The organism is Arthrobacter gallicola (assembly GCF_014836775.1).
Lineage (GTDB): Bacteria > Actinomycetota > Actinomycetes > Actinomycetales > Micrococcaceae > Arthrobacter_B > Arthrobacter_B gallicola.
Genome location: NZ_JACSQD010000003.1, coordinates 130,097 through 154,351 on the forward strand (window position 1 = coordinate 130,097; position 24,255 = coordinate 154,351).

The following is a 24,255-nucleotide window of genomic DNA, read 5'->3' on the forward strand; positions in this document are numbered from 1 at the left end:
AACACGGTTCCGGGACAGCGATGCAGGAACGAACCGGCGTTTAGACCGTCACTGCCCGCTGCCGGTAGTCTTGGGAGCATGTGTGGAATCGTAGGTTATACCGGCCGCCCGGGCGCTGCAGCAGCTATCGGGCACAGTGCCCTGGACGTCGTGATGGAGGGCCTTCGCCGGCTGGAATACCGTGGTTACGACTCAGCCGGCGTAGCCGTGCTGACCGGGTCCGGTATGGAGTCCCGCAAGAAGTCCGGCAAGCTGGCTAATCTGGTCGCCGAGCTCGAAGCAGCCCCGCTCCCGGAAGCGACCACTGGCATCGGCCACACCCGCTGGGCAACCCACGGCGGACCCACCGACGGGAACGCCCACCCGCACTTGGCCGACGGCGACCGCCTTGCCGTCATCCACAACGGCATCATTGAGAACTTCGCCGAGTTGAAGGAAGAGCTGCTCGCTGCAGGTGTCGAGTTCCGGTCGGAAACCGATACCGAGGTTGCCGCGGCGCTGCTGGGCCGCATCTACGCGTCTACCGGCGGACAGGACCTGGCCCGCAGCATGCAGCTGGCCTGCCAGCGTCTGGAAGGTGCCTTCACCCTGCTGGCCGTCCACGCCGACTCCCCGGACACGGTGGTTGCCGCCCGCCGGAACTCCCCGCTCGTCGTCGGGCTCGGCGACGGCGAGAACTTCCTTGGCTCGGACGTCTCCGGCTTCATCGACTTCACCCGCCGTGCCGTGGAGCTGGGCCAGGACCAGATCGTCACGATCACTCCGGAGACCGTGGAAATCACCGACTTCCACGGCCGCCCGGCCGAAGGCACTGAGTTTGAGGTCAACTGGGACGCTGCCGCTGCGGAAAAAGGCGGCTACGACTCCTTCATGGAGAAGGAAATCAACGACCAGCCCCAGGCTGTTGCTGACACGCTGCTGGGCCGCTTCGACGCAGACGGGCGCCTGACCCTGGATGAGCTTCGCGTCAGCCCCGAAGCGCTGAAGTCGATCAACAAAATCATGGTCCTTGCCTGCGGCACCTCTGCCTACGCCGGGCAGGTCGCCAAATACGCCATTGAGCACTGGTGCCGTATCCCGGTGGAAGTCGAACTCAGCCATGAGTTCCGCTACCGTGATCCGATTGTTGATTCCAATACCCTCATCGTGGCCATCTCGCAGTCGGGCGAGACCATGGACACGCTCATGGCCGTACGCTATGCCAAGGAACAGGGCGCCAAGATCCTGGCCATCTGCAACACCAACGGCTCCACCATTCCGCGGGAAGCCGACGCCGTGCTGTACACCCACGCCGGACCGGAAATCGCCGTCGCCTCCACTAAGGCCTTCCTCGCCCAAATCACCGCGACCTACCTCCTTGGCCTGTACCTGGCGCAGGTGCGCGGCAATAAGTTCCAGGGCGAAATCAGGGACATTCTGGCAGACCTCGCCAAGGTGCCGGCCAAGATCCAGCAGGTGCTGGACAGTGCCGGTTCCATCAAGGAGCTTGGCCAGCTGATGGCCGGCACGTCCTCCGTCCTCTTCCTGGGCCGCCACGTCGGCTTCCCCGTCGCCATGGAAGGGGCCCTGAAACTGAAGGAACTGGCCTACATCCATGCCGAAGGCTTCGCTGCAGGTGAGCTCAAGCACGGGCCGATCGCGCTGATCGAAGAAGGGCAGCCGGTCTTCGTGGTGGTGCCTTCCCCCCGCGGCCGGGATTCGCTGCACGCCAAGGTCGTTTCCAACATCCAGGAAATCCGGGCCCGCGGAGCGAAGACCATCGTGATTGCTGAAGAGGGGGACGACGCCGTCAAGGCCTACGCCGAGCACGTTTTCTACGTTCCGGAGACGCCTACGCTGCTGGCCCCGCTGCTTACTACGGTTCCGCTGCAGATTTTCGCCTGCGCCCTGGCCACTGCCAAGGGGTTTGACGTGGACCAGCCGCGTAACCTGGCCAAGTCCGTCACTGTCGAGTAACGGACCGGACAAAACCTGCCGGAGGGGGCACCAATGATTGTTGGTATTGGCGTTGACGTTGTGGACATCAAGCGTTTCGGGCGCCAGCTCGAGCGGACGCCCGGCCTCCGGACACGATTGTTCGTGCCGGCGGAACGGGAGCTGAACGTACGGTCCCTGGCGGCGCGCTTTGCCGCCAAAGAAGCTGTCGCGAAGGCCCTGGGCGCCCCGGCCGGCATGAACTGGCAGCACTGCCGGATTGAAATGGATTCCTCCGGCGCGCCGCAGATCCTGGTCGAAGGGACCGTCGCGGCAGCGGCCGAGCTCAAGGGTGTCCGCACCTGGCACCTTTCCCTGAGCCACGACGGCGGCCTCGCCACTGCCATGGTGGTAGCCGAGGGCTAGTCTGGTACGCATGATCAGTGCGTATCCAGGAACCGCCGTCCGGGCAGCCGAACAACCGCTCCTCGACGCCGGTGCCGGTCCGGAACTGATGCAAAAGGCCGCTTACGGACTCTATCGGGCAGCCGCCGGACTGCTGCTGAGACGACGCGGCCGGATCTACGGCTCCAAGACCGTGGTCCTGGCGGGAGCCGGCAACAACGGCGGCGATGCGCTGTACGCTGCATCCCGCCTGCTTGCCCGCGGGAGCAGTTCCACCGCCGTGCTCACCGCCGAGGACGTCCACTCAGCTGCGCTGGCTGCTTTCCGCGGGCGCGGGGGAAAGGTCCTGACTCTCACCGAGGAGAACACCGGGACGGTCCTGGCGCTCTGCCGGAGCAGCGACCTGGTGCTGGACGGCATCCTCGGGACCGGTGGTAAAGGCGGACTTCGGGCGCCGGCAGCCGGACTGGCGGTGCTGGAGCCGGCGCGCCTGCGCCGCGGCCAGGCCCCCGCCGTCGTCGCCTGCGACCTGCCCAGCGGAATCAGCGCCGACACGGGTGCGGCTCCCGGGGCTTTCCTGCGGGCTGATCTGACCGTCACATTCGGTGCGCCGAAGACAGGGCTGATGGCCGGCCCCGGGGCGGAAGCAGCCGGGCAGATCGAATGCGTGGACATCGGCCTTTCCACGCACCTGGAAGCTCCCGGGATCCAGCGGCTGGAGGCGGCGGACATTGCCGGTCTCCTCACCGTCCCGGCACCGGGGGACCATAAATACAGCCGCGGAGTCCTCGGTATCGCTGCCGGGTCAGCGGCCTATCCGGGCGCTGCCGTCCTGGCCACCGGTGCCGCGCTGGCCACCGGGGTGGGTATGGTCCGATTCCTGGGACCGGAGCCGGTCCGCCGCCTGATCAATCTGCAGCACCCCGAAGCCGTCTGCGCGGAGAGCGCCGTGGCGCAGACCCATGTCCAGGCCTGGGTGGCAGGTCCCGGCGCCGGGCAGGACGAGGACCAGCGGCAGCGGGCCGTTGATGCCATGGCGTCAGGGCTTCCCGCCGTGATCGACGCCGACGCGATTTCCGCCGTCGTATCCAGCCTGGGGCCGCAGGTCATCCTGACACCCCACGCCGGGGAGCTGACCGCCCTGCTCACCAACCTCGGCAAATCCACTGACCGCGCGGCCGTGGAAGCGGACCCGCTGAGCCATGTCCGCAGGGCCGCGGACCTGACCGGAGCCACCGTGCTGCTGAAGGGCTGGGCCACCCTGGTGGCCGCTCCCGGAGGACCCGTGTACAGCCAGGCCGAAGCAACCCCGTGGCTGGCGACCGCCGGCAGCGGGGACACACTGTCCGGGATTCTGGGGGCACTGCTTGCCACTGACAGTGCTGGGCCCGGCGGCCCCGGCCACTACGCGCGGCTCGCCGCGGCGGCAGCGAGCATCCATGGGCGGGCGGGTGCCCTTTCCGCGCTGGAAGGACCGGTGGAGGCCTCCCGCCTCCCGGCAGCCATCCGCCGGGTCCTGGCCGGCTTCCTGCAGAGCTGAACGCCAGCATCACGCAGAGACGGCTGGCATACTGTAGAAAGTAAGCAGGCATAGTATTCACCTGCTTACCCTTACAGCAGTCAGGAGCTCTGAATGGAAGTCTGGCCCGGAGATGCATACCCGCTGGGTGCCACGTACGACGGCAACGGCACCAACTTCGCCCTCTACAGCGAGGTGGCGGAATCGGTAACGCTCTGTCTGTTCGATGACGACGGATCCGAATCGCGCATTCCGCTGACCGAGGTGGACGGGTACGTCTGGCACTGTTACCTGCCGCATGTGGTCCCCGGCCAGCAATACGGCTACCGGGTGGACGGGCCCAACGATCCGGGCCAGGGCAACCGCTGCAACCCCAACAAGCTGCTTCTGGACCCGTATGCCAAGGCCGTTTCGGGGCAGGTCGACTGGGATCAGTCGCTGTTCGGCTACAACTTCGGCGATGAAGACTCCCGCAATGATGAAGACTCTGCCCCCCACATGATGAAGGGCGTGGTGATCAACCCGTTCTTCGACTGGGATGGGGACCGGCGCCCCCGCACCATGTACCACCAGTCGGTGATCTATGAGGCTCACGTCAAGGGGCTGACCGAGCTGCACCCCGAGGTCCCGGAGGAACAGCGCGGGACGTACGCCGGCATCGCCCACCCCGCGGTGATCGCGCACCTGCAGAAACTGGGGGTGACCGCCCTGGAACTGATGCCGGTTCACCAGTTCGTCAACGACTCAACACTGCAGGAAAAGGGCCTCTCCAACTACTGGGGCTACAACACCATCGGTTTCTTCGCTCCGCAGAACACCTATGGAGCCACCGGTGAGAACGGCCAGCAGGTCCAGGAATTCAAGGCGATGGTCAAAGCCCTCCACCTGGCTGGCATCGAAGTGATCCTGGATGTGGTCTACAACCACACGGCTGAAGGCAACCACTTGGGACCCACACTCTCCTTCCGGGGCATCGACAATGCTGCGTATTACCGGCTTATGGAGGACGACAAGCGGTACTACATGGACTACACCGGCACTGGCAACTCCCTGAACGTCCGCAACCCGCACTCCCTGCAGCTGATCATGGATTCGCTGCGCTACTGGGTCACGGAAATGCATGTGGACGGCTTCCGCTTCGACCTCGCGTCCGCGCTGGCCCGGGAGTTTTACGACGTCGACAGGCTCTCCAGTTTCTTCGAACTGGTGCAGCAGGACCCGGTGGTCTCCCAGGTCAAGCTCATTGCTGAACCGTGGGACATCGGTCCCGGCGGCTACCAGGTAGGGAACTTTCCGCCGCAGTGGACGGAGTGGAACGGAAAATACCGGGACACGGTGCGGGACTTCTGGCGCGGGGAGCCCTCCACGCTGGGTGAGTTCGCGTCCCGGATCACCGGCTCGGCGGACCTGTACGAAACCTCCGGCCGCCGCCCCGTGGCGTCCATCAACTTTGTCACCGCCCATGACGGCTTCACGCTGCAGGACCTGGTCTCCTACAACGAAAAACACAACGAGGCCAACGGCGAAGACAACAACGACGGCGAATCCCACAACCGTTCCTGGAACTGCGGAGTCGAAGGGCCCACCGACGATCCGCTGGTACTCTCACTGCGCGCCCGCCAGCAGCGCAACTTCCTTGCCACGCTGCTTTTGTCCCAGGGTGTGCCGATGATCGCCCACGGAGATGAGCTCGGCCGGACCCAGCAGGGCAACAACAACACCTACGCGCAGGACTCTGAGCTGAGCTGGATCAACTGGGACCAGATGGACACTCCGCTGATGGAGTTCGCCTCCGCGGTCAGCAAGCTCCGCGCCGAGCACCCGACCTTCCGCCGGCGGAGGTTCTTCGACGGGCGTCCGGTCGCCCGGGGAGAAGGCGACGCGCTGCCGGACATTGTCTGGCTGAACGAGGACGGAAGTCCCATGCAGCCGGAGGACTGGGATACCCAGCTGGGCCGTTCGCTCGGCGTCTTCCTCAACGGGCAGGGCATCCCCGGCAACGACCGCCGCGGGCAGCCGATTACGGACCTGAACTTCCTGCTCTATTTCAATGCCGACGACGAGCCGGTGACGGTGACGCTGCCCTCCCAGGAACACGGGGAGCTGTGGGACCAGGTGATCGATACCGCCGGTGAATACGCCGACTCGGAGCCTGTGGCTGCTGACAACAAGATTTCGGTTGCAGCGAAATCAATGGTGGTGCTGCGGCAGCATGTCCGCAACGAAGAGGTCCCTGACCACTCCGTCGCGGCGTCGCTGGCCGCACTTGCCGGAGCCAAGACCCGGGAGAGCGCCGTATGAGAACCCCGCGGTCCACCTACCGGCTGCAGATCCATGCAGGGTTCACCCTTTACGACGCCGCTGAACTGGTGCCATACCTCAGCCATCTGGGGGCGGACTGGATCTACCTTTCCCCGCTGCTGACGGCGGAGGAAGGCTCGTCCCACGGATATGACGTGACGGACCCGTCTGCCATCGATCCATCCCGGGGCGGACCTGACGGCTTCCGGACGCTGGCTGACACCGCCCACGCCGCTGGAATGCGGGTGCTCGTGGATATTGTGCCGAACCACATGGGGGTGGCCACTCCGCGCGCGAACCGCTGGTGGTGGTCAGTGCTCCGTGAGGGACCGGCGTCGCGCTATGCCGAGGCCTTCGACATTGACTGGGCGGCGGGCGGCGGGAAGCTGCTGCTGCCGATGCTGGGGGAGGGCGACGACGAACTTCTCCGGCTTCGGGTCGAAGACGGAGAACTGCGCTACTACGACCATGCCTTCCCCCTTGCGGAAGGCACCTTCCAGCCCGGGGACTCGCCGCAGGAGGTGCATGAGAGGCAGCACTATGAACTGGTCAACTGGCGCCGGGCCGATGATGAGCTGAACTACCGCCGGTTCTTTGGCATCACCACACTCGCAGGGGTACGGGTGGAAGAGCCGTGGGTGTTCGAGGAAACCCATGCCGAAATCGGGCGGTGGTTCCGGGAGGGACTGGCCGATGGGCTCCGGATCGATCATCCCGACGGGCTGGCCGATCCGGCTGAATACCTGGCGAGGCTTTCCGACCTGACCGGGGGCGCCTATGTCCTGGTGGAAAAGATCCTTGAACACGATGAGTCGCTTCCGGACCACTGGGCCGCTGCGGGAACCACCGGGTATGACGCGCTCGCCGACGTGGACCGGCTTTTCGTTGACCCGGCCGCTGCCTCCGCGCTGACGGCTGCGGCCGGAGCGGAGCCGTACCGGGACCTGATCCATGACACCAAGCGGGCCGTTGCGGACGGGCTGCTGAACTCCGAGGTGCGCCGGCTCGCCCGGCTGGTACCGGCGGAGTCCGGCTTGGACCGCGCCGTAGCTGCGGACGCCCTCGCCGAGCTGCTGGCCTGTTTCCCGGTCTACCGCAGCTACCTCCCCGACGGGGCCGGATACCTGGAAGAGGCGGGACGCGCCGCCCGGGTCCGCCGGCCGGACCTCGATGCAGCGTTCGACACGCTTCTTCCGCTGCTGGCCGGCGGGAGGTCCGCAGCGCAGCCGGATGCAGACCTGGATGAGCTGGCCCTGCGTTTCCAGCAGACCTCCGGCATGGTCATGGCCAAGGGGGTCGAGGATACCGCGTTCTACCGGTACACGCGGCTCACCTCGCTCAACGAGGTGGGGGCGGATCCGTCGCTCTTCGCCCTCGAACCCTATGATCTGCACCTGCGGATGCTCCGGCGGCAACACGGGCTCCCCGCGTCGATGACTGTGCTGAGCACCCATGACACCAAGCGGAGCGAGGACACCCGGGCCAGGATCAGCGTCCTGTCCGAGCTGCCGGAGGAATGGGCCGGTACCGTCACGGAGCTTGAACAGCGTCTTCCGCTGGGGGACCGGGACCTGGCGGATCTGCTCTGGCAGGCCCTGGTGGGTGCCTGGCCGCTGGACCGGGACCGGGCCCACGCCTACGCCGAGAAGGCGGCCCGCGAAGCAGGTCAGAGCACCAGCTGGACCTCGCCCGACGAGGCCTTCGAGAAGCAGCTCCATGCCCTGGTGGATGCCGCGTACGACCACCCGGAGATTCGTTCCATCGTGGAGTCCTTCGCCGACCGGATTACGCCTGCGGGACGGTCGAATGCACTGGGTGCCAAGCTGGTGCAGCTGACCATGCCCGGCGTTCCGGATGTTTATCAGGGTACCGAGCTGTGGGATCACTCCCTGGTGGACCCGGATAACCGGCGGCCGGTTGACTATGAGCTGCGTTCCCGGATTGCGGCCAGCCTTGACGCCCGGGAAAACGGCCCGGTGCCGCCTGTTGGCGGGCCACCCCTTGACGGTTCGCCTCTTGGCGGGGCACCCCTCGATGGGCCTGGCGCCGCCAAGTTCCTGGTGACCCGGGAGGCACTGCGGCTGCGCCGCGGCCGGCCGGAACTGTTCACCGGTTACACCGCGCTCAGCGTGGACGGACCGGCTGCCAAGCACGTCTTCGGGTTTGACCGGGGCGGGGCCGTGACCCTTGTCACCCGTTTGCCGCTCGGACTGGCGGCGGCCGGCGGATGGAACGGGACAACGGTTCAGCTGCCCGCCGGAACCTACCTCAACCGGCTCACCGGAGCGGTCCACAGCGGGGGAGAGGCAGAGGTGGAGGACCTGTTCGGCGGCTATCCCGTCGCGCTCCTGGCGTTGGAGGAGGAATCGTGAACCCTGACTTTGACGTATGGGCACCCAACGCGGACACCATGAGGCTGCTGGCCGATGGACGGGAACTTCCCATGAGCCGCGGACAGGACGGGTGGTGGCACGTCCAGCACGCTGCGCTGGACGGCGACATCGACTACGGCTACCTGATCGATCAGGACACCACCCCGCTTCCCGACCCGCGGTCCCGCCGCCAGCCCAACGGCGTCCATGGTCTTTCCCGTACCTTCGACCCCGGCAGCTACCAATGGCACGACGCCGGCTGGGCCTCGCCCGGACTGAACGGCGGGGCCATCTACGAACTGCACATCGGAACGTTCACCCCGGAGGGCACACTGGATGCCGCTGCCGGAAAGCTGGACTATCTGGCCGGGCTTGGGGTCCAGTACATCGAGCTGATGCCGGTGAACGCCTTCAACGGCACCCACAACTGGGGTTATGACGGCGTGCTCTGGTACGCGGTCCACGAAGCGTACGGCGGTCCCCGCGCGTACCAGCGGTTCGTGGACGCAGCCCACGAGCGGGGGCTGGGCGTCATCCAGGACGTGGTCTACAACCATCTGGGACCCAGCGGCAACTATCTGCCGAGGTTCGGACCCTACCTGCACCAGGGCGCCGGCAACGACTGGGGAGACTCAGTCAACCTTGACGGTCCGTTTTCCGATCCGGTTCGCCGGTACATCCTGGAGAACGTGGAGATGTGGTTCCGGGACTATCACGTGGACGGCCTCCGGCTGGACGCGGTCCACGCGTTCCGGGATGAGCGGGCGCTGCATTTTCTGGAGGAGATGGCGCTCCGGGTAGACAACCTGGCCGCCGAGCGGGGCGGAGAGCTGTTTCTGGTTGCTGAATCGGATCTGAACAACCCCCGGCTGATCACGCCGAGGGACCTTAACGGCTATGGGCTCAGCGGACAGTGGTCCGACGATTTCCATCATGCTGCGCACAGCAACCTTACGGGTGAAAACGGCGGCTATTACGCCGATTTCGATTCCCTGGGTGCTCTGGCCAAGGTGCTCCAGGACGGCTTTTTCCACGACGGTGTGTTCTCTTCCTTCCGGCACCGCAGCCACGGACGGCCCCTCGACAAGAGCGTGCACAGTGCCAATCAACTGGTGGTCGCGGTGCAGAATCATGACCAGATCGGGAACCGCGCGGCGGGGGACCGGCTCACGGCTTCCCTCAGCTATGAACAGCTGGCGCTCGCAGCCGTGCTGAACCTGGCGTCCTCGACCACCCCCATGATTTTTATGGGCGAGGAGTTCGGAGCTTCCACGCCCTGGCAGTTCTTCACCTCGCACCCGGAGGAGGACCTAGGCAGGGCTACCGCGGAGGGGCGGCTGCGGGAGTTCTCCCGCATGGGCTGGGATCCCTCGCAGGTTCCCGACCCGCAGGATCCGCAGACGTTCCAGAATTCCAAACTGGACTGGTCGGAACTGGGCGACGGCGACCACGCCCGCCTGCACCGGCTCTACCAGGATCTCCTGGCACTGCGGCAGAGAGTCCCTGACCTGAGGGAACCCGACTTCCGCAACATCTCAGTGGAGTATGACGAGGCCTCCCGCTGGCTGACCGTCCTGCGCGGCAAAACCGCCGTCGCCCTGAGCTTTGCGGATGGACCGTCCAAGGTTCCACTGCCCCTGCAGGAGCCGGTCCGGGTTCTGCTGGAAACGGGCCCCTCGGTACCCGGCGGCGGAGTGATCCAGCTCCCTGCCTTCGGTGCCGCCATTGTGTCTGGTAACTGACGACGCTGACCGAGGACGATACTGAGGGCGGTGACTGAGGGCGGTGACTAGGGCGGGGGAGCAGGACACCGGCGGACGGTGCTCGATTAGCCGCCGCCCGGATGGCAGGATGATGCCATGACCTACACTCCCGCGCAGAACCGTTACGATTCCATGCCCTACCGCCGCGTTGGCAGCAGCGGCCTGCTGCTGCCGGCCGTGTCCCTGGGCCTGTGGCATAACTTTGGTGATGACAGGGACTTCGAGACGCAGCGCGCCATCCTCCGCCGGGCCTTTGACCTGGGGGTAACGCACTTCGACCTGGCCAACAACTACGGACCGCCTGCCGGCTCAGCCGAGACGAACTTCGGGCGCCACCTCCGGGACGACTTCCGGCCATACCGGGATGAGATGGTCATCTCCACGAAGGCCGGCTACGACATGTGGCCCGGGCCGTACGGCAGCTGGGGCTCGCGCAAGTATCTGCTGTCCAGCCTGGACCAGTCCCTGGAGCGTATGGGACTGGACTACGTCGACATCTTCTACAGCCACCGGCCGGATCCCGAAACGCCGCTGGAAGAGACGATGGGCGCCCTTGACACTGCTGTCCGCTCCGGGCGTGCCCTCTATGCCGGCATTTCGTCCTACTCCCCGGAGAAGACGCTTGAGGCGGCCCGGATCCTCGCTGACCTGGGAACTCCGCTGCTGATTCACCAGCCCTCCTACTCCATGCTTAACCGCTGGGTGGAGAAGGGTGAGCCGAATCTGTTCCAGGCACTGCAGGAAGCCGGCGCCGGCTCCATTGCCTTCTCGCCGCTGGCGCAGGGGCTGCTGACCAACAAGTACCTGGGTGGAGTTCCGGAAGGATCACGGGCCGCGGCCGGAAAGTCCCTGGACCCGGCCCAGCTCTCCGAGGAGAACCTGGAGCGGGTGCGTGGCCTGAACCGCATCGCCGAGGCACGGAACCAGAGCCTCGCGCAGATGGCCATCGCCTGGGTGCTGCGGCCGCAGGCCAGCGGCGGCGCGGTGACCTCAGCCCTGGTCGGGGCCTCGAGCGTGCGCCAGCTCGAAGACAGCCTCGCTGCCGTGCAGAACCTGGAGTTCTCGAGTCAGGAACTGGCGGAAATCGACACGTACGCCCAGGACGGGGACATCAACATCTGGGCGGCCGCGCTGGATGCCTAAACCAGGTGGGAGCCACGCCGGTGAACCGGACGGAGCCTCGGCGCCACCGGAAGACGCCGCTGCCCTGCTGCCGGATGTGGACCGGCCGGCTGCGGCGGATCCGCCGGACCCGGCAGTCCGGCCACCGGAGCCGGCTCGGGCAGACCGGGCTGCCCTCCGGCCTGATCCGGTTCGGGCGGACCCGGCTGCGGCGGGCCCGGCTGTGACCATCAGGGATGCCACCGGCGCGGACTGGCCGCGCATCTGGACCATGATGGAGCCGATTGTCCGGGCGGGCGAGACCTACTGCTGGGACCGCGACCTGGATGACGACGGCGCCCGCCGGCTGTGGTTCGAACCTGCGCCTGCGCGTGTTTATGCCGCAGTCGTGGGAGACCGGATCCTCGGCACCGCGCTGCTGCATCCCAACCGGGGCGGCGGAGGCAGCCATGTTGCCAACGCCTCGTTTATGACGGACCCGGCGGCGTCGGGCCGGGGTATCGGCCGGGCCCTTGCAGCTCATGTTTTGGCGGAAGCGGCTGCCCAGGGTTACCTCGCCATGCAGTTCAACGCCGTGGTGGAAACGAATGTTCGGGCCGTCGCGCTCTGGCAGTCCTTGGGATTCCGGATTCTGGCCACCGTTCCGCGGGCTTTCCGGCACCCCTCCGCGGGGCTGACCGGGCTCCACATCATGCACAAGGACCTCACGGAGGATGGAGAATGAATCGGGCCGGTGCGGTCAATGGGAGAATAGAGCCGTGAATTATCTCGAAGCTGTTCCCCCGGCGGAGCGTATCGCCGTCGTTGACCTAGCCGCGATCCGGCACAACATCCGCCATCTTGCAGAGCTCGTCAAGCCCGCCCGGCTGATGGCAGTCGTCAAGGCGGATGCCTACGGGCATGGCGCACTCGAAGTAGCACGTACGGCTGTGGACGCGGGTGCTGCCTGGCTCGGGACTGCACATATTTCCGAGGCGCTGGCACTGCGCACGGGAGGGATTTCCGCGCCGATTATGGCCTGGCTGCATACGGCGGACAGCGACTTCTCCGCAGCAGTCGCCGCGAACATCGACATCGGTGTTTCCGGGTGGGAACTGGAGTCTGTGGTCGCGGCTGCACGCGAACTGGAAGTACCGGCCCGCGTCCACCTGAAAATCGACACCGGGCTGGGCCGCAACGGCTGCCCGGAGGAACTCTGGGAGTCCTTCGTGGGGCAGGCGCTTGCCTACCAGGAGGATGGGCTGCTGAGAGTCGTGGGGATCTTCTCCCACCTGGCTGTCGCGGATGAGCCGCAGCGGAGGGAAACGGATGTGCAGCTGCAGAAGTTCCGTGACGCGGTTGCCGTTGCCGAGGACGCCGGTGTGGACCATGAAGTCCGGCACATTGCCAACACCCCGGCAGCGCTGTCCCGTCCGGACTCGCACTTCGACATGGTCCGCATCGGCCTCGGAATGTATGGGCTGTCCCCGTTCCCCGGCCAGAGCGCGGCCGAACTTGGACTGCGCCCGGCGATGACCCTGAAAACCACCATCGCCAACTGCAAGGCAGTCCCGGCCGGACAGGGCGTGTCCTACGGGCTGCACTACAAAACGGCGGAGCCCACCACGCTGGCGCTGGTCCCGATGGGCTACGCCGACGGCATCCCCCGGGTTGCCACCGGCGGACCGGTCCAGGTGGACGGGGAAGTCTTTCCGGTGGCCGGCAGGATAGCCATGGACCAGATGGTCATCGACCTGGGACGGACCGGCATTGCCGGCACAGCGGATTCCTTCGTGGGCAAGGAAGCCGTGCTTTTCGGCGGTGGTGACGCCCCGAGCGTTGATGAATGGGCCGCGGCCAGCGGGTCCATCAACTATGAAATCATCACGCGGATCAGCGGTCGGGTCACCCGCAGCTACGTGGATTCCGATGATCCGGCAGAACCAGGGTCAGCGGCTGCAGCGGCGGAGTCAGTGCTTCCGTGATGGATACCCAGGACACACCCGTGTGGGAACTCGAGCTGCGAACCGCGTCCGCCGCTGGAACCCAGGACCTTGCCCGGCGGCTGGGGGCGGTCCTTCGTCCCGGCGACCTGCTGCTGCTTACCGGTGAACTTGGTGCCGGAAAGACCACCTTCACCCAGGGACTTGGCGAAGGTCTCGGTGTGCGCGCCGGCATCATTTCCCCGACATTCGTCCTGGTGCGCATCCATCCGGCACTCGGCAACGGACCGGATCTGGTGCACGTTGACGCGTACCGGCTTGGATCCGCTGCGGAGATCGATGACATCGATCTGGAAAACACCATGGACAGTGCCGTGACGGTGGTGGAGTGGGGGCAGGGAATGGTCGAGCACCTCACCGAGAGCCGTCTGGAAGTTACCCTCCTGCGTGCCACCGGCGGGCAGCCGGGTTCTTCGGGCGAGCTGGTCACTGACTTCTCCGCAGAGGACGACGACGAGGAGCGCACCATCCGCCTTGCCGGGTACGGGCCGCGCTGGTCGTCCGCTCCGGACCTGACGGGTTCCTGAGACTTCTCCCCGGTCCCGCACAGGGCTGGTTCCCTGTGCGGGAACAGTGCTGGTTTATCCCACCGCCTGCAGTACCGGGCGGCCAAACGAGCAGTATAAGAAGCCGCCGCCCGGGTCGCAGCGACGCTGGGTTCGTGGTTCTTGGATCCGGTTTTTGGGCCGTGGGGCTCCGGAGCCGGCTGCCGCCGCCTGTTCCGGGCTGGGGACGCGCAGCTTTCCCAATCCCTGCCGCCGCCTGTTCCGGGGGCAGCGGATGCGCAGCTTTCCCAGCCCCGGCGGCCGCCTGCTCCGGGGCAGCGGATGCGCAGCTTTCCCAGCCCCGGCGGCCGCCGTGACGGGAGGGGAAGGGGAACCGCGTAAAATGGGCACCGTGCTCATCCTTGCCATCGATACCTCTGCCATAGCCAGTGCGGCACTTCTAACCGGTGAAGGGGAGACCCTGGCGTCCTTCGCCACCGAAGACACCCGTTCCCACGCCGAGGTTCTCGCCCCCGGGATCCAGAGCCTGCTGCAGGAGGCCGGAGTTACCGGAGCGCAGATCGACGCGCTGGTGGTCGGTGTTGGGCCCGGCCCGTTCACGGGCCTGCGCTCGGGCATCGCCACCGCACGGACCCTCGCCTTCGCCTGGAACACCCCGCTGCACGGCGTGATGAGCCTGGACGCCATTGCCCTGGACGCCGCGCTGGACGCCTGGCGTGCTGGCGTGGATGAATTTGTTGTTGCCACAGACGCGCGGCGCAAGGAAGTCTACTGGGCGCATTACCGCAGCACCGGCGGCACCGGCGAACTCCTGGACGGACCGCACGTCACCGCCCCGGAGGAAGTCCCGGACCTGCCTGCCTACGGCGCAGGCGCCGGGCTCTATCCGGACGTCCTTCACCCGGTGCGGGACTTTGCCGCCGCCCAGCCGACAGCTGCCGCCCTGGGCCGCACCGCCGTCGTGCGCCTGGTCCGCGGGCTGCCGCTGCTGGACAGTGCGCCGCTTTACCTGCGTGAATCCGATGCCAAGGTGCCCGGGCCGCGGAAGCGTGCCCTGTGAGTACCCAGCCCGGGAACGCCATCCCGGTCAGCATCCGGCCGATGACAGAAGCTGACATTTCGGCTGTTGACGCACTGGAAAAAGCCATGTTCCCCGTCGACGCGTGGCCCACGCAGATGTTCTACGACGAGCTTAGCCAGGCTGACACGCGCTCCTACTACGTGGCGGTCCAGCCTGACGGCACCGTGGTTGGCTATGCCGGACTGATGTGTGTGCTGCCCATCGCCGACGTTCAGACCATTGCCGTCGCGGCGGAACACGAAGGTGCCGGGACCGGTTCGCGGCTGCTGGCCACCCTGATCGACGAAGCCAAGGAACGCGGCGCCGATGACGTGCTGCTCGAGGTCCGTGCGGACAACCCCCGGGCCCAGCGGCTGTACCGCTGGTTTGGTTTCGAACAGATCCATATCCGGCCGCGCTATTACCGCGACGGCGCGGATGCCCTGATCATGCGCCTGGAGCTCTCAGCCTGGCAGGGCAGCCCGCAGCACACCGCTCACACTCCGAAGGAAGCGTAAATGAACCGCACCGAACCCCTGGTGCTCGGCATCGAATCATCCTGTGACGAAACCGGCGTCGGAATTGTCAGGGGGAACACTCTGCTGGCTAACGCTGTGTCCTCCTCCATGGAGGAGCACGTCCGGTTCGGCGGGGTGATCCCCGAGATCGCGTCCCGCGCCCACCTGGATGCCTTTGTCCCCACGCTCCGGCAGGCCCTGGAAGAAGCCGGCGTCACCCTGGATGAGGTTGATGCCATCGCGGTTACCTCCGGTCCCGGACTGGCCGGGGCATTGATGGTTGGCGTGTGCGCTGCGAAGGCCCTGGCTCTCGCCACCGGCAAGCCGCTGTACGCGATCAACCACCTCGTTGCCCATGTGGGGGTTGGCGTGCTCGACGGCGGGGAACTTCCGGAAAACCTCGGTGCGCTGCTGGTCTCCGGCGGCCACACCGAAATTCTGCGGGTCAGAACACTCACGTCCGACGTCGAACTGCTGGGCTCAACCATTGACGACGCCGCGGGTGAGGCATATGACAAGGTTGCCCGCATCCTGGGTCTGGGGTATCCCGGCGGTCCGGCGATCGACAAGCTGGCCCGCGAGGGAAACCCGAAGGCTATCCGTTTCCCGCGCGGACTCACCCAGCCCAAGTACATGGGCAGCGCTGAGGTACCCGGTCCGCACCGTTACGACTGGTCCTTCTCCGGACTGAAGACCGCCGTTGCCCGCTGTGTTGAACAGTACGAAGCCGCCGGGCAGGAACCCCCGGTGGCTGATATTGCTGCGTCCTTCCAAGAGGCCGTGGTGGATGTCATCACCGCGAAGGCTGTCCTGGCCTGCACTGAACATGGGATTACCAACCTGCTGCTGGGCGGCGGAGTGGCGGCAAACTCCCGGCTCCGTGAACTGACTGCCGAACGCTGTGCTGCGGCCGGGATCTCGCTGCGGGTGCCGCCGATCCGGCTGTGTACCGATAATGGGGCCATGGTGGCCGCTCTGGGTGCGCAGGTGGTGATGGCCGGTGGTGAGCCTTCGGGTGTGGCGTTCACTCCCGATCCGTCACAGCCGGTCACCAGCATTCACCTGCCGGCGGCCTAGGCAGGCGAGGCCTCGGCTGGGCCCTGGGCCCGTCTCGGGCTTAGCACTGTACCGGGTGACACCTGCCCCTGGTTTCGCCCTTGCCCATCACCCTTTCCGGTCCTCCTTGGAGTTCCGCTCCTGACCGGTGCGTTGAGAGCGTGCGCCCACAACTTGTCACCCTGCAGTGCTTGATGACTAATGCCGCCTGCCGCCTGCCGCCTGCCGCCTGCCGCCTGCCGCCTGCCGCCTGCCGCCTGGCGCCTGGGTGCCTAGTGCCTGCCCTGGCGCCTGGAACCTAGAACGGTGGAGGGTCGTCGTCAGGAGGCGTGTCTTCCGGTTTCTGAGGCGGGCAGCTGGCGGCGTAGCTGAGGGCGGGGTCGGTGGTATAGGTCCGGCCAGTGGGGGAGTGCCACTCGATGGCGCCCGGTTCGGGTTGGCGCGCTTTCCAATGGCCGAGGGTTTTGAAGCGGTGGTGTTTGGGACAGAGGTGTTCCAAATTCGCGTGGTCGGTCGGTCCGTAGTGGGCGAACGGGGTGGTGTGGTCGATCTCCGCGTGGGTAACGCTGACCGAGCAACCAGGGAACCGGCAGGTTCCGTCCCGGGCCTGAAGCCAGCGTTTGAGTCCGGCGGGGATGCGTCGCCGGCGGCCCACAGCGAGGATCTCCCCGGTGGCAGGGTCTTGGCTGAGCGGAGTCCAGTGCAGGGCTTCGAGGATCATGCGTCGCCCGGTCTCGGGGCTGATGGGTCCGTAGCCGTTCAATTCCGCCGGATCCTCGTTAAGCCCGGCGAGGGTATCGGCGTTGATCAGGACCATCACCTCGGTCCGGACCCCGGACCGGGCTCGGGTCCTGTGCCGTTCAGCCCGCCGGGGTCCCTTCCCTGGCCGCCCTGCGCGCGGACCGCGGGCGAGTTCCTGAGGCTCCGGGCGTTCCTCTCCCGTACCGGCACCAGGCTGATCAGGAGCTGAGGTATCTGCCGCGGTAGATCCCGGGATCGGCGAGGAATTGCCTCTGGGTGCGGTAGGTGCGGGGCCGGGAGCGGAGTCAGGTGTGAGAACGCGTGCGGGAGCGGGAGCACCGGTGGGACTTGGAGCGGGAGCGGGGCCAGAACCAGCAGCGGGAGCGGGGTCGGAGCCCGAAATGTGAGAGGGGCCGGGGACGGGGTCAGAGCCAGCTGCGGGTGCAGCGCTGGGGACGGGAGAGCGTCCGGGGGTGGGGACGGAAGTGGGAGCGGGCCAGATCCCCGGGCTCTCGTCGTCGTTGTCCAGGAACAATGCGGTGAGGATGTCGGCACGGAGCTGGTCCATTGTGCGGGGGTCTCCGGAGCGTTTACCGGCCTTTGCGGCGCCGGTAAGGGCGGTGAAGAGAGCCTGGCCTTTCTCCGCGGCGATAAATGCGCTCAGGCAGGACATCCCATCCGGCAGGGCCTGGAAGGAGACCCGGCGTTTGTCTTTGGCCTGACGGTGGCGAACCGGGATCAGGTCCGGGAACCTGGATTCCCGCAGCCGGCGGGCCCGGCGGCCAAAGCCTGCTGCGGTCCGGCCCTCGGCGGCATTGAGCAGGTCCCGCTCGAACTCCCCGCGTGCGCTCAACACTTCGGCCTCTGAACCAGCTCCACGAGTCATGCCGTCACCGGCTCCGCCAGCCACCGAGCCACCTGCCCCGGATCGATCAGCGGTTAGGCCATCAGGATCATCGGGATTGTTCTCAACACCCGGGCTATCCAGCTCCAGGTCAAGCTGTCCGAACTCAATACCGGAGAAACCACCGTCCGCTTGGCCGTGTCCGTCCGCATCGGTGTCTTCTTCGGCCGAGCCGTTTGGTTCCGTTCCGCTTCCAGCGGCACTCCCGCTAGGCCCGGCACTCCCGTCCGCCCCGCTCCCTCCGGGGTCACCGGCAAGCTCACCCGACCCGCCCCCGCCATTCCCAGCTGTCCCGGGGATCTCGGTGGGCAGGTCTTGAGTTTCGTCGAGGATGATCCGGGCGTGCTGGATAGCGATCCGGCCCTCGGCCAGCCGCGCAAGGGTTTGCGGTGCTTCCAGGCACAGACGGGTTGATTCGCTGATCAGCTGCAGCGCTGTCATGTGGGGCAGGTTCAGCACTGCTGCTGCTTCAGCGGCGGCCAGGCTCATGGCCAGGGCTGGTTCTTCCTTTCCCGCGGCCTCGGCGAGGTCCCTGGCGAAGAGGGCTTCCAACCGTGCGGCGACCCTGGCCTGCTGCGCCTGGGCCCAGGACACCAGCATTCCCAGCCGCTGTAGCGCTGTAACGGTTTCCTCATAGCCCAGATTCCCGGCACCGCGCAGCGACAACCGCCCGGCGAAACCCTCTGGCAGCGTCTCCTCGGGTACGTCGGCCAACCCCGCCGGATCGGCGCAAAACACGGGCACACCGCTTTCCTCCCGGTCAGCTGACCGGGAAAATCCTGGGGTTTCCGAGGAGCGGTTCATACCCCAACACTGCCACCTGCCACTGACATTTCAGGCTCAAAATCGGCCCTTCGCCGTGCCACCAAATACGGGTCATTTACCTGCTTTTCGGGCACCAGCGGCAAAGGGCTGCGGGGCGGCGGTCGGGTTTCTTCGCGCGCCCACGAAACGGGGTATTAGCCGTGACGGTGGGGCCGTGGGGCCGTGATGGTGGGGCAGTGGGGTCCTGCCAACACAGGAGTGGAAGGCTTCCGCCCGGCTTTCAGACGCCGTCGACCTCTAGGCTTAGGCTTCCCCACGGAGCCAATTCGGGACCGGAAGGCCCTCGGAAATCCACCGCCCGGCTGCCGAACGCCGCCAAGCCCTAGGCGAGGCCTCGCCACCGCCCGACTGTCAGACGCCGCCAAGCCCTAGGCGAGGCCTCGCCACCGCCCAGCCGCCAAACGCCGTCGAGCTCCAGGCTAGGCTTCCCCGCGGAGCTGCCGGACGCCGTCGAGCACGACGGCGCGCAGGTCGCCGTCGTTTTCCGCGGCTACCCGGCGCTGGCGCTGATATCCGGCGCCGCGTTCAATGATGCCGGCCACGTCTGCCAGTTCAGCGGTGCAGCCGAGCTTCTCCGCGACGGGAGCCAGACGGGGCAGGACGTCGTCGAGCAGGTGCTCGGTTACCAGCTTTTCGTTGCCGGCGGCGTCCAGGATGATGATCGCGTCGAGCCCGTAGCGGGCAGCCCGCCACTTGTTCTCCTGCACATGCCACGGCGGCATGGTGGGAATGGTTCCGCCGTTGTCCAGGATGGTGGAGAACTCGTCCACCAGGCACTGGGTCAGGGCCGCGATGGCTCCGATGTCGGTGGAGGTGGACAGACCGTCGCAGACCCGCAGCTCGATGGTCCCGAGAGCGGGAACCGGGCGGATGTCCCAGCGGATTTCACTGATTGAGTCGATGACTCCGGTGGTGAACATGTCCTGGACGTAGGATTCGTACTCGCTCCAGGACTGGAACTGGAAGGGCAGCCCGGCGGTCGGCAGCTGCTGGAACATCAGCGCCCGTTGTGAGGCGTAGCCGGTGTCGTCCCCAGACCAGTACGGCGAGGAGGCAGAGAGCGCCTGGAAGTGGGGGAAGTAGTTCACCAGGCCGTCGAGGACCGGCAGGACTTTATCCCGAGAATCCAGGCCCACATGGACGTGGACGCCGTAGATGAGCATCTGCTGGCCCCACCACTGGGTCCGGTCGATGAGTTTGGCGTAGCGTTCCTTGTCCGTCACGGGCTGGGAACGCGGAGCCGCAAAAGGATGGGTGCCGGCGCAGAACAGCTCAACGCCCATCTCGTCGGTGACACGGCGGACCGCGGCCATGGAGCGGGCCAGATCAGCCTTCGCCTCGGCAACGGTGGTGCAGATCCCGGTGACCAGTTCCACCGTGTTTTCCAGCAGCTCCTGCTTGATGTGCGGGTGCTCTTCGTCCGCACTGAGCTCCGGGTCGGCGGCGTTGACCGCGCGCAGGACCTCGTCGGCCACTGAGAGAAGCTCCCCGGACTCCCGGTCTACCAGGGCCAGTTCCCACTCAACCCCCAGGGTCGACTGCGGTGAAGCTGCAAACTCAATGTCCAATACGTCTCCTGCTGTGCGTCTCGAATGAATGTCTCCGGTCCGCACCATCGCGTTCTAAGAGCCGCTCCAATCCTAGCCCGGGGAATGGGGACTTTGGTTCCGCTGCCAAAGCCCCGTCCGGAACCCGCAAAGGCGATAATGGTCCAATGCCCATCCTGAACAAAGACATGGTCCTGTGCATTTCGTTGGCCTCGAGGCCAAGCAATATCGGCACCCGCTTCCACAACTATCTCTATGACCAGCTGGGCCTGAACTACGTTTACAAGGCGTTCGCGCCCGCTGACCTGGCCCAGGCGATCGCCGGGGTGCGCGGCCTGCCCATCCGCGGAGCCGCCGTGTCGATGCCGTATAAAGAGGAAGTCATTGCGCTGGTGGACCGGATGGACGCCTCTGCCGCTGCCATCGACTCGGTGAACACCATCGTGAACGACGACGGCGTCCTCACCGCCTACAACACCGACTACCTGGCCATCGCCCGGCTGCTGGCTGACCACGAGGTTTCTCCGGCATCCTCGGTGCTGCTGCGCGGATCCGGCGGAATGGCCAAAGCGGTGGCTGCCGCCCTGCGCGACGCCGGGTTCTCCGATGTGTGCGTTATCGCCCGAAACGAGGGAACAGGCCGGGCACTGGCGGACCTCTACGATTTCGACTGGCGGGCCAAACCTGGAACCGCGACGGCGGATCTGCTGATCAACGTGACTCCGCTCGGCATGGCCGGAGCCGATGAAGACGTCCAGTCCTTCGACGACCAGGCGGTCGCCGCAGCGCGGACGGTGTTCGACGTCGTCGCGCTTCCGGCCGAAACCCCGCTGATCCGGGCGGCCCGCGCCGCCGGCAAAAAGGTCATCACGGGCGCCGAGGTGATCGCGATCCAGGCCGAGGAGCAGTTTGTGCTCTACACCGGGGTGCGGCCCACACCGGAACAGGTCCGTGAAGCCAGCGAGTTCTCCCGGAGCTAGACGGCTGGCGGCCGGGCGGCACTCAAACCCCGCGCTGGGTGTGCAGATACGGTGACTTCCCGGGCCGCCGCGAGTCGTGGATGTGCAGCTATGGCGACCTCCTGCGCCGGAAGGTCGCCATAGCTGCACATCCGCGGGTAGCCGCAGCCCCCGGAGCCGCAGCCCCCGGAGCCGCAGCCCGAGGAGCCCCAGCGCGGGCGGCCGCTACTGGCTGGCGGCCACGGGTTCGACGACGATCGCGACGCGGTCCTCACCGATCCGGGTCAGGACCAGGGTGGCCTTGTTCGGACCCTTGCCCGAGCCGGTGAGCAGCTGCTTGCGCAGTTCCTCCGGCGTCACTGACATCCCGCGTTTCTTGATGTCCAGCACGCCGATGCCGTTGGCGCGGACCCACGCCTTGAGCGCCTTGACGTTGTACGGGCGAACCTCCAGGATCCGGTAGGCACGGGCGAACGGGGTTTCCAGCAGCTCAGGCCCGGCAATGTAGGCGATCTGCGGATCCAGCAGGTGCCCGCCCAGAGTACGCGCGACGTCGGCGACCAGACCCGCACGGATGACGGCGCCGTCGGGCTCATACAGATAACCCTCCGCCGGACCGGTCCGGACATCCTGGGCGCCGGGAACGTAGTCCTCGTGCGAGGTCAGCTCCGCCGCTCCGGCCGGGCCGATCACCAGGGCAGCCCGGCGGATCCCGGGCCGGCGCAGTTCGTTGAACCAGAGCGTCGCCTCGGTCACGTCGCCGCCCACGGACACCCACTGGACTTCGCAGCCCGCGGGAATCGACTCGTGCGGAATGCCCGGACCAAGCTTGACGCCCACCGGCATCCCGTCGTCGGCGAGGGATTCCACGAAGGACAGCGGCGGGGAGAAGGCTTCCGGGTCGAAGATGCGGGAGGTGCCCGACGTCGACGTCGTCCGCCGCGCCGGATCCAGCCAGACGCCGTCGAACCCGGTCAGATCAAAACTCTCCGCATCGCCCTGGACCACGCGGGCTTCCGGCCAGGGCATGAGGTTGATGGTGGCGACGGCGGCCGTGATCTCATCGAGTTCGACGGCGGTGACCTGACGGTCCAGGGTGGCCAGGGCCAGAGAATCGGCGCCGATCCCGCAGCCCAGGTCAGCGACCTTCGTCAGCCCTGCCTCCTGGTAGCGCTGGGCGTGCAGGGCTGCGACGTTCAGCCGGGTCGCCTGTTCCAGCCCGGCGGGGGTGAACAGCATGTGCTCGGCGAACGGACCGAACTTTGCCCGGGCCTTCATCCGCAGTTTTGCCTGGGTGAGGACGGCGGCGACCAGTTCGGGGGAGTGCCCGGCTTTGCGCAGATCGGTGTTCAGTTTCAGCGACTCGGACTCCAGATACGGGCCGAGCGAGTTCAGCAGTGCCCAGCCTTCGGGGGTCAGGACATGGGCGAGGGATGTGTCGGGCATGCCTCTAAGCCTAATTCGTTGCGGCGGAGGAGGTTTAGGCAGCCGGCAGCCGGCAGTCCGGCCAGAGCCCTTCGGCCTGCCAATTGTGGTGCAGGGAACACCCGTCCAGCCGGGCTCAGGCCGTCCTTGTAAATTGGAAGATATGACTGAGATGGCTGTAGACCCCCTGGACGTACTGCGCCGGCGGACCAGCGTCAAGTGGTGCACCCACCCGCAGGATGTCCTGCCGCTCTTTGTGGCGGAGATGGACTACCCGCTGGCGCCTGCGGTTGCCCGGGCCATGATTGAGCGGATTGAAGCCTCCGACGTCGGGTACGTTGCCGGTCCCGGTCCGCTGGCGCCCGCGTTTGCCGGATTCGCGCAGCGGCGCTGGGGATGGGATGTCGACCCCGCGGGCATCCGGACCACTACGGACGTCAGCGTTGCGATCGTCGAAGCCCTGAGGCAGGCCATTTCCCCGGGTGGCGAGGTAGTCATCACCCCGCCGGTCTACCCGCCCTTCTTCCAGCTGCCTGTCGAAGCCGGCGGCACGGTGAGGGAAGTGCCGCTGCTTGACGACGGCGCCGCCTGGTCCCTGGATCTGGCCGGACTTGAGGCCGCGTTCGCAGACGGCGCCGAGGCCCTGCTGCTGTGCAACCCGCACAATCCGCTGGGCCTGGTCCACACCCGAGAGACGCTCGCCGAGGTTGCCCGGCTGGCGCATCGGTACGGCGTGACCGTGATCAGTGACGAGATCCACGCGCCGCTGGTCTACGCCGACTTCACGCCTTTCCTCGCGGTCTCGGATGAGGCCCGTGCCCACGGTGTCTGTGTGACCGCGGCCAGCAAGGGCTGGAACATCGCCGGCGCCAAGTGTGCCCTGGCCGTGGCGGCACACCCCGCCATGCAGCTGCTCCTGGACGGTATGCCGGCGGGAACCGGCTTCCGCACGAGCATTCTCGGCCTGCACGGCACAGCCGCTGCTTTCGCGGAAGGTGAGCCGTGGCTGGACAGCGTCCTGGCAACGCTGGACGCCAACCGCCGTCTTCTGGGTGAGCTGCTCTCAGCCGAGCTGCCGGGCGTGCAGTACCGGATGCCCGACGCCGGATACCTGGCCTGGCTGGATCTGCGCGCCCTGGGCTGGGGCGAGGACCCGGCGTCGGTGGCCCTGGAGAAGGCACGGGTTGCCGTGGAACCGGGTCTCAAGTTCGGCGCGGGCGGGGAGGGCCATGTGCGGCTGAACTTTGGCTGCGCGCCCGACGTCCTGGAAGAAGCCGTGCGCCGGCTCGCCCGTGTCCGGGAGTCCGGGGCCTAAGGGCGCCGGGACAGGTGGGGC

At 66.7% G+C, this 24,255-nt stretch carries 18 protein-coding genes; 15 read left to right on the top strand and 3 right to left on the bottom strand.

The annotated features are described in order from the left end of the window. Positions 1-78 precede the first annotated feature (78 nt). The 13 genes from glmS (at position 79) to tsaD (ending at position 16,539) form a co-directional block, all read left to right on the top strand. A complete protein-coding gene (gene glmS / locus H9639_RS07850; RefSeq protein ID WP_191807542.1) occupies positions 79-1,956 on the top strand; it encodes a glutamine--fructose-6-phosphate transaminase (isomerizing) in 1,878 nt (625 codons plus the stop codon). A 33-nt stretch (positions 1,957-1,989) separates the two neighbouring features. After that, positions 1,990-2,340: a holo-ACP synthase gene (locus tag H9639_RS07855; protein WP_191807543.1), complete on the top strand. Its 351-nt coding sequence runs from the start codon at positions 1,990-1,992 to the stop codon at positions 2,338-2,340. A gap of 10 nt (positions 2,341-2,350) precedes the next feature. Then, on the top strand, positions 2,351-3,859 hold the full coding sequence (locus tag H9639_RS07860) for an NAD(P)H-hydrate dehydratase (RefSeq protein ID WP_191807544.1): 1,509 nt from the start codon (positions 2,351-2,353) through the stop codon (positions 3,857-3,859). Between the two features lie 93 nt (positions 3,860-3,952). Continuing rightward, positions 3,953-6,139: a glycogen debranching protein GlgX gene (gene glgX, locus H9639_RS07865; RefSeq protein ID WP_191807545.1), complete on the top strand. Its 2,187-nt coding sequence runs from the start codon at positions 3,953-3,955 to the stop codon at positions 6,137-6,139. Continuing rightward, positions 6,136-8,511, top strand: a complete 2,376-nt coding sequence (gene treY, locus H9639_RS07870; RefSeq protein ID WP_225219356.1) for a malto-oligosyltrehalose synthase — start codon at positions 6,136-6,138, stop codon at positions 8,509-8,511. The genes glgX and treY overlap by 4 nt, the downstream gene beginning before the upstream one ends. After that, the gene (treZ, locus tag H9639_RS07875; RefSeq protein ID WP_318242045.1) at positions 8,505-10,253 is read left to right on the top strand and encodes a malto-oligosyltrehalose trehalohydrolase; all 1,749 of its coding nucleotides are present in this window, start codon (positions 8,505-8,507) and stop codon (positions 10,251-10,253) included. Before treY ends, treZ begins: the two co-directional genes overlap by 7 nt. Positions 10,254-10,370: 117 nt before the next feature. Then, positions 10,371-11,417, top strand: coding sequence for an L-glyceraldehyde 3-phosphate reductase (mgrA, locus tag H9639_RS07880; protein WP_191807547.1), 1,047 nt, complete (start codon positions 10,371-10,373; stop codon positions 11,415-11,417). Continuing rightward, positions 11,410-12,120, top strand: coding sequence for a GNAT family N-acetyltransferase (locus H9639_RS17165; RefSeq protein ID WP_318242023.1), 711 nt, complete (start codon positions 11,410-11,412; stop codon positions 12,118-12,120). The genes mgrA and H9639_RS17165 overlap by 8 nt, the downstream gene beginning before the upstream one ends. Positions 12,121-12,154: 34 nt before the next feature. Continuing rightward, positions 12,155-13,360, top strand: a complete 1,206-nt coding sequence (gene alr / locus H9639_RS07890; RefSeq protein ID WP_318242024.1) for an alanine racemase — start codon at positions 12,155-12,157, stop codon at positions 13,358-13,360. Beyond that, positions 13,360-13,905 (top strand): tRNA (adenosine(37)-N6)-threonylcarbamoyltransferase complex ATPase subunit type 1 TsaE, encoded by a 546-nt coding sequence (gene tsaE, locus H9639_RS07895; protein ID WP_191807824.1) that lies wholly within the window; start codon positions 13,360-13,362, stop codon positions 13,903-13,905. The genes alr and tsaE overlap by 1 nt, the downstream gene beginning before the upstream one ends. Before the next feature lie 370 nt (positions 13,906-14,275). After that, entirely contained in the window at positions 14,276-14,944 is a 669-nt protein-coding gene (tsaB, locus tag H9639_RS07900) for a tRNA (adenosine(37)-N6)-threonylcarbamoyltransferase complex dimerization subunit type 1 TsaB (RefSeq protein ID WP_191807549.1), read from the top strand. Positions 14,945-14,985: 41 nt separating this feature from the next. After that, positions 14,986-15,462, top strand: a complete 477-nt coding sequence (rimI, locus tag H9639_RS07905; RefSeq protein WP_191807550.1) for a ribosomal protein S18-alanine N-acetyltransferase — start codon at positions 14,986-14,988, stop codon at positions 15,460-15,462. Further along, positions 15,463-16,539 carry a tRNA (adenosine(37)-N6)-threonylcarbamoyltransferase complex transferase subunit TsaD gene (gene tsaD / locus H9639_RS07910; RefSeq protein WP_191807551.1) on the top strand — a complete coding sequence of 359 codons (1,077 nt, stop codon included), beginning with the start codon at positions 15,463-15,465 and terminating at the stop codon, positions 16,537-16,539. Between the two features lie 277 nt (positions 16,540-16,816). Here tsaD and H9639_RS17170 read toward each other — a convergent pair whose 3' ends face one another. Together H9639_RS17170 and H9639_RS07920 are read right to left on the bottom strand one after the other, a co-directional pair. Continuing rightward, positions 16,817-18,907 (bottom strand): HNH endonuclease, encoded by a 2,091-nt coding sequence (locus H9639_RS17170; RefSeq protein WP_191807552.1) that lies wholly within the window; start codon positions 18,905-18,907, stop codon positions 16,817-16,819. Positions 18,908-19,407: 500 nt separating this feature from the next. Next, complete coding sequence (locus H9639_RS07920; RefSeq protein ID WP_191807553.1) at positions 19,408-20,556, bottom strand: glutamate--cysteine ligase; 1,149 nt, start codon at positions 20,554-20,556, stop codon at positions 19,408-19,410. 146 nt (positions 20,557-20,702) lie between these two features. Between H9639_RS07920 and H9639_RS07925 the strand changes: the two genes are divergently transcribed. Then, entirely contained in the window at positions 20,703-21,515 is an 813-nt protein-coding gene (locus H9639_RS07925; RefSeq protein ID WP_191807554.1) for a shikimate 5-dehydrogenase, read from the top strand. Positions 21,516-21,719: 204 nt separating this feature from the next. Here H9639_RS07925 and H9639_RS07930 read toward each other — a convergent pair whose 3' ends face one another. Beyond that, entirely contained in the window at positions 21,720-22,940 is a 1,221-nt protein-coding gene (locus H9639_RS07930; protein WP_191807555.1) for a class I SAM-dependent methyltransferase, read from the bottom strand. Positions 22,941-23,082: 142 nt separating this feature from the next. Between H9639_RS07930 and H9639_RS07935 the strand changes: the two genes are divergently transcribed. Continuing rightward, entirely contained in the window at positions 23,083-24,234 is a 1,152-nt protein-coding gene (locus tag H9639_RS07935; protein ID WP_191807556.1) for a MalY/PatB family protein, read from the top strand. The last annotated feature ends 21 nt before the right edge of the window (positions 24,235-24,255 follow it).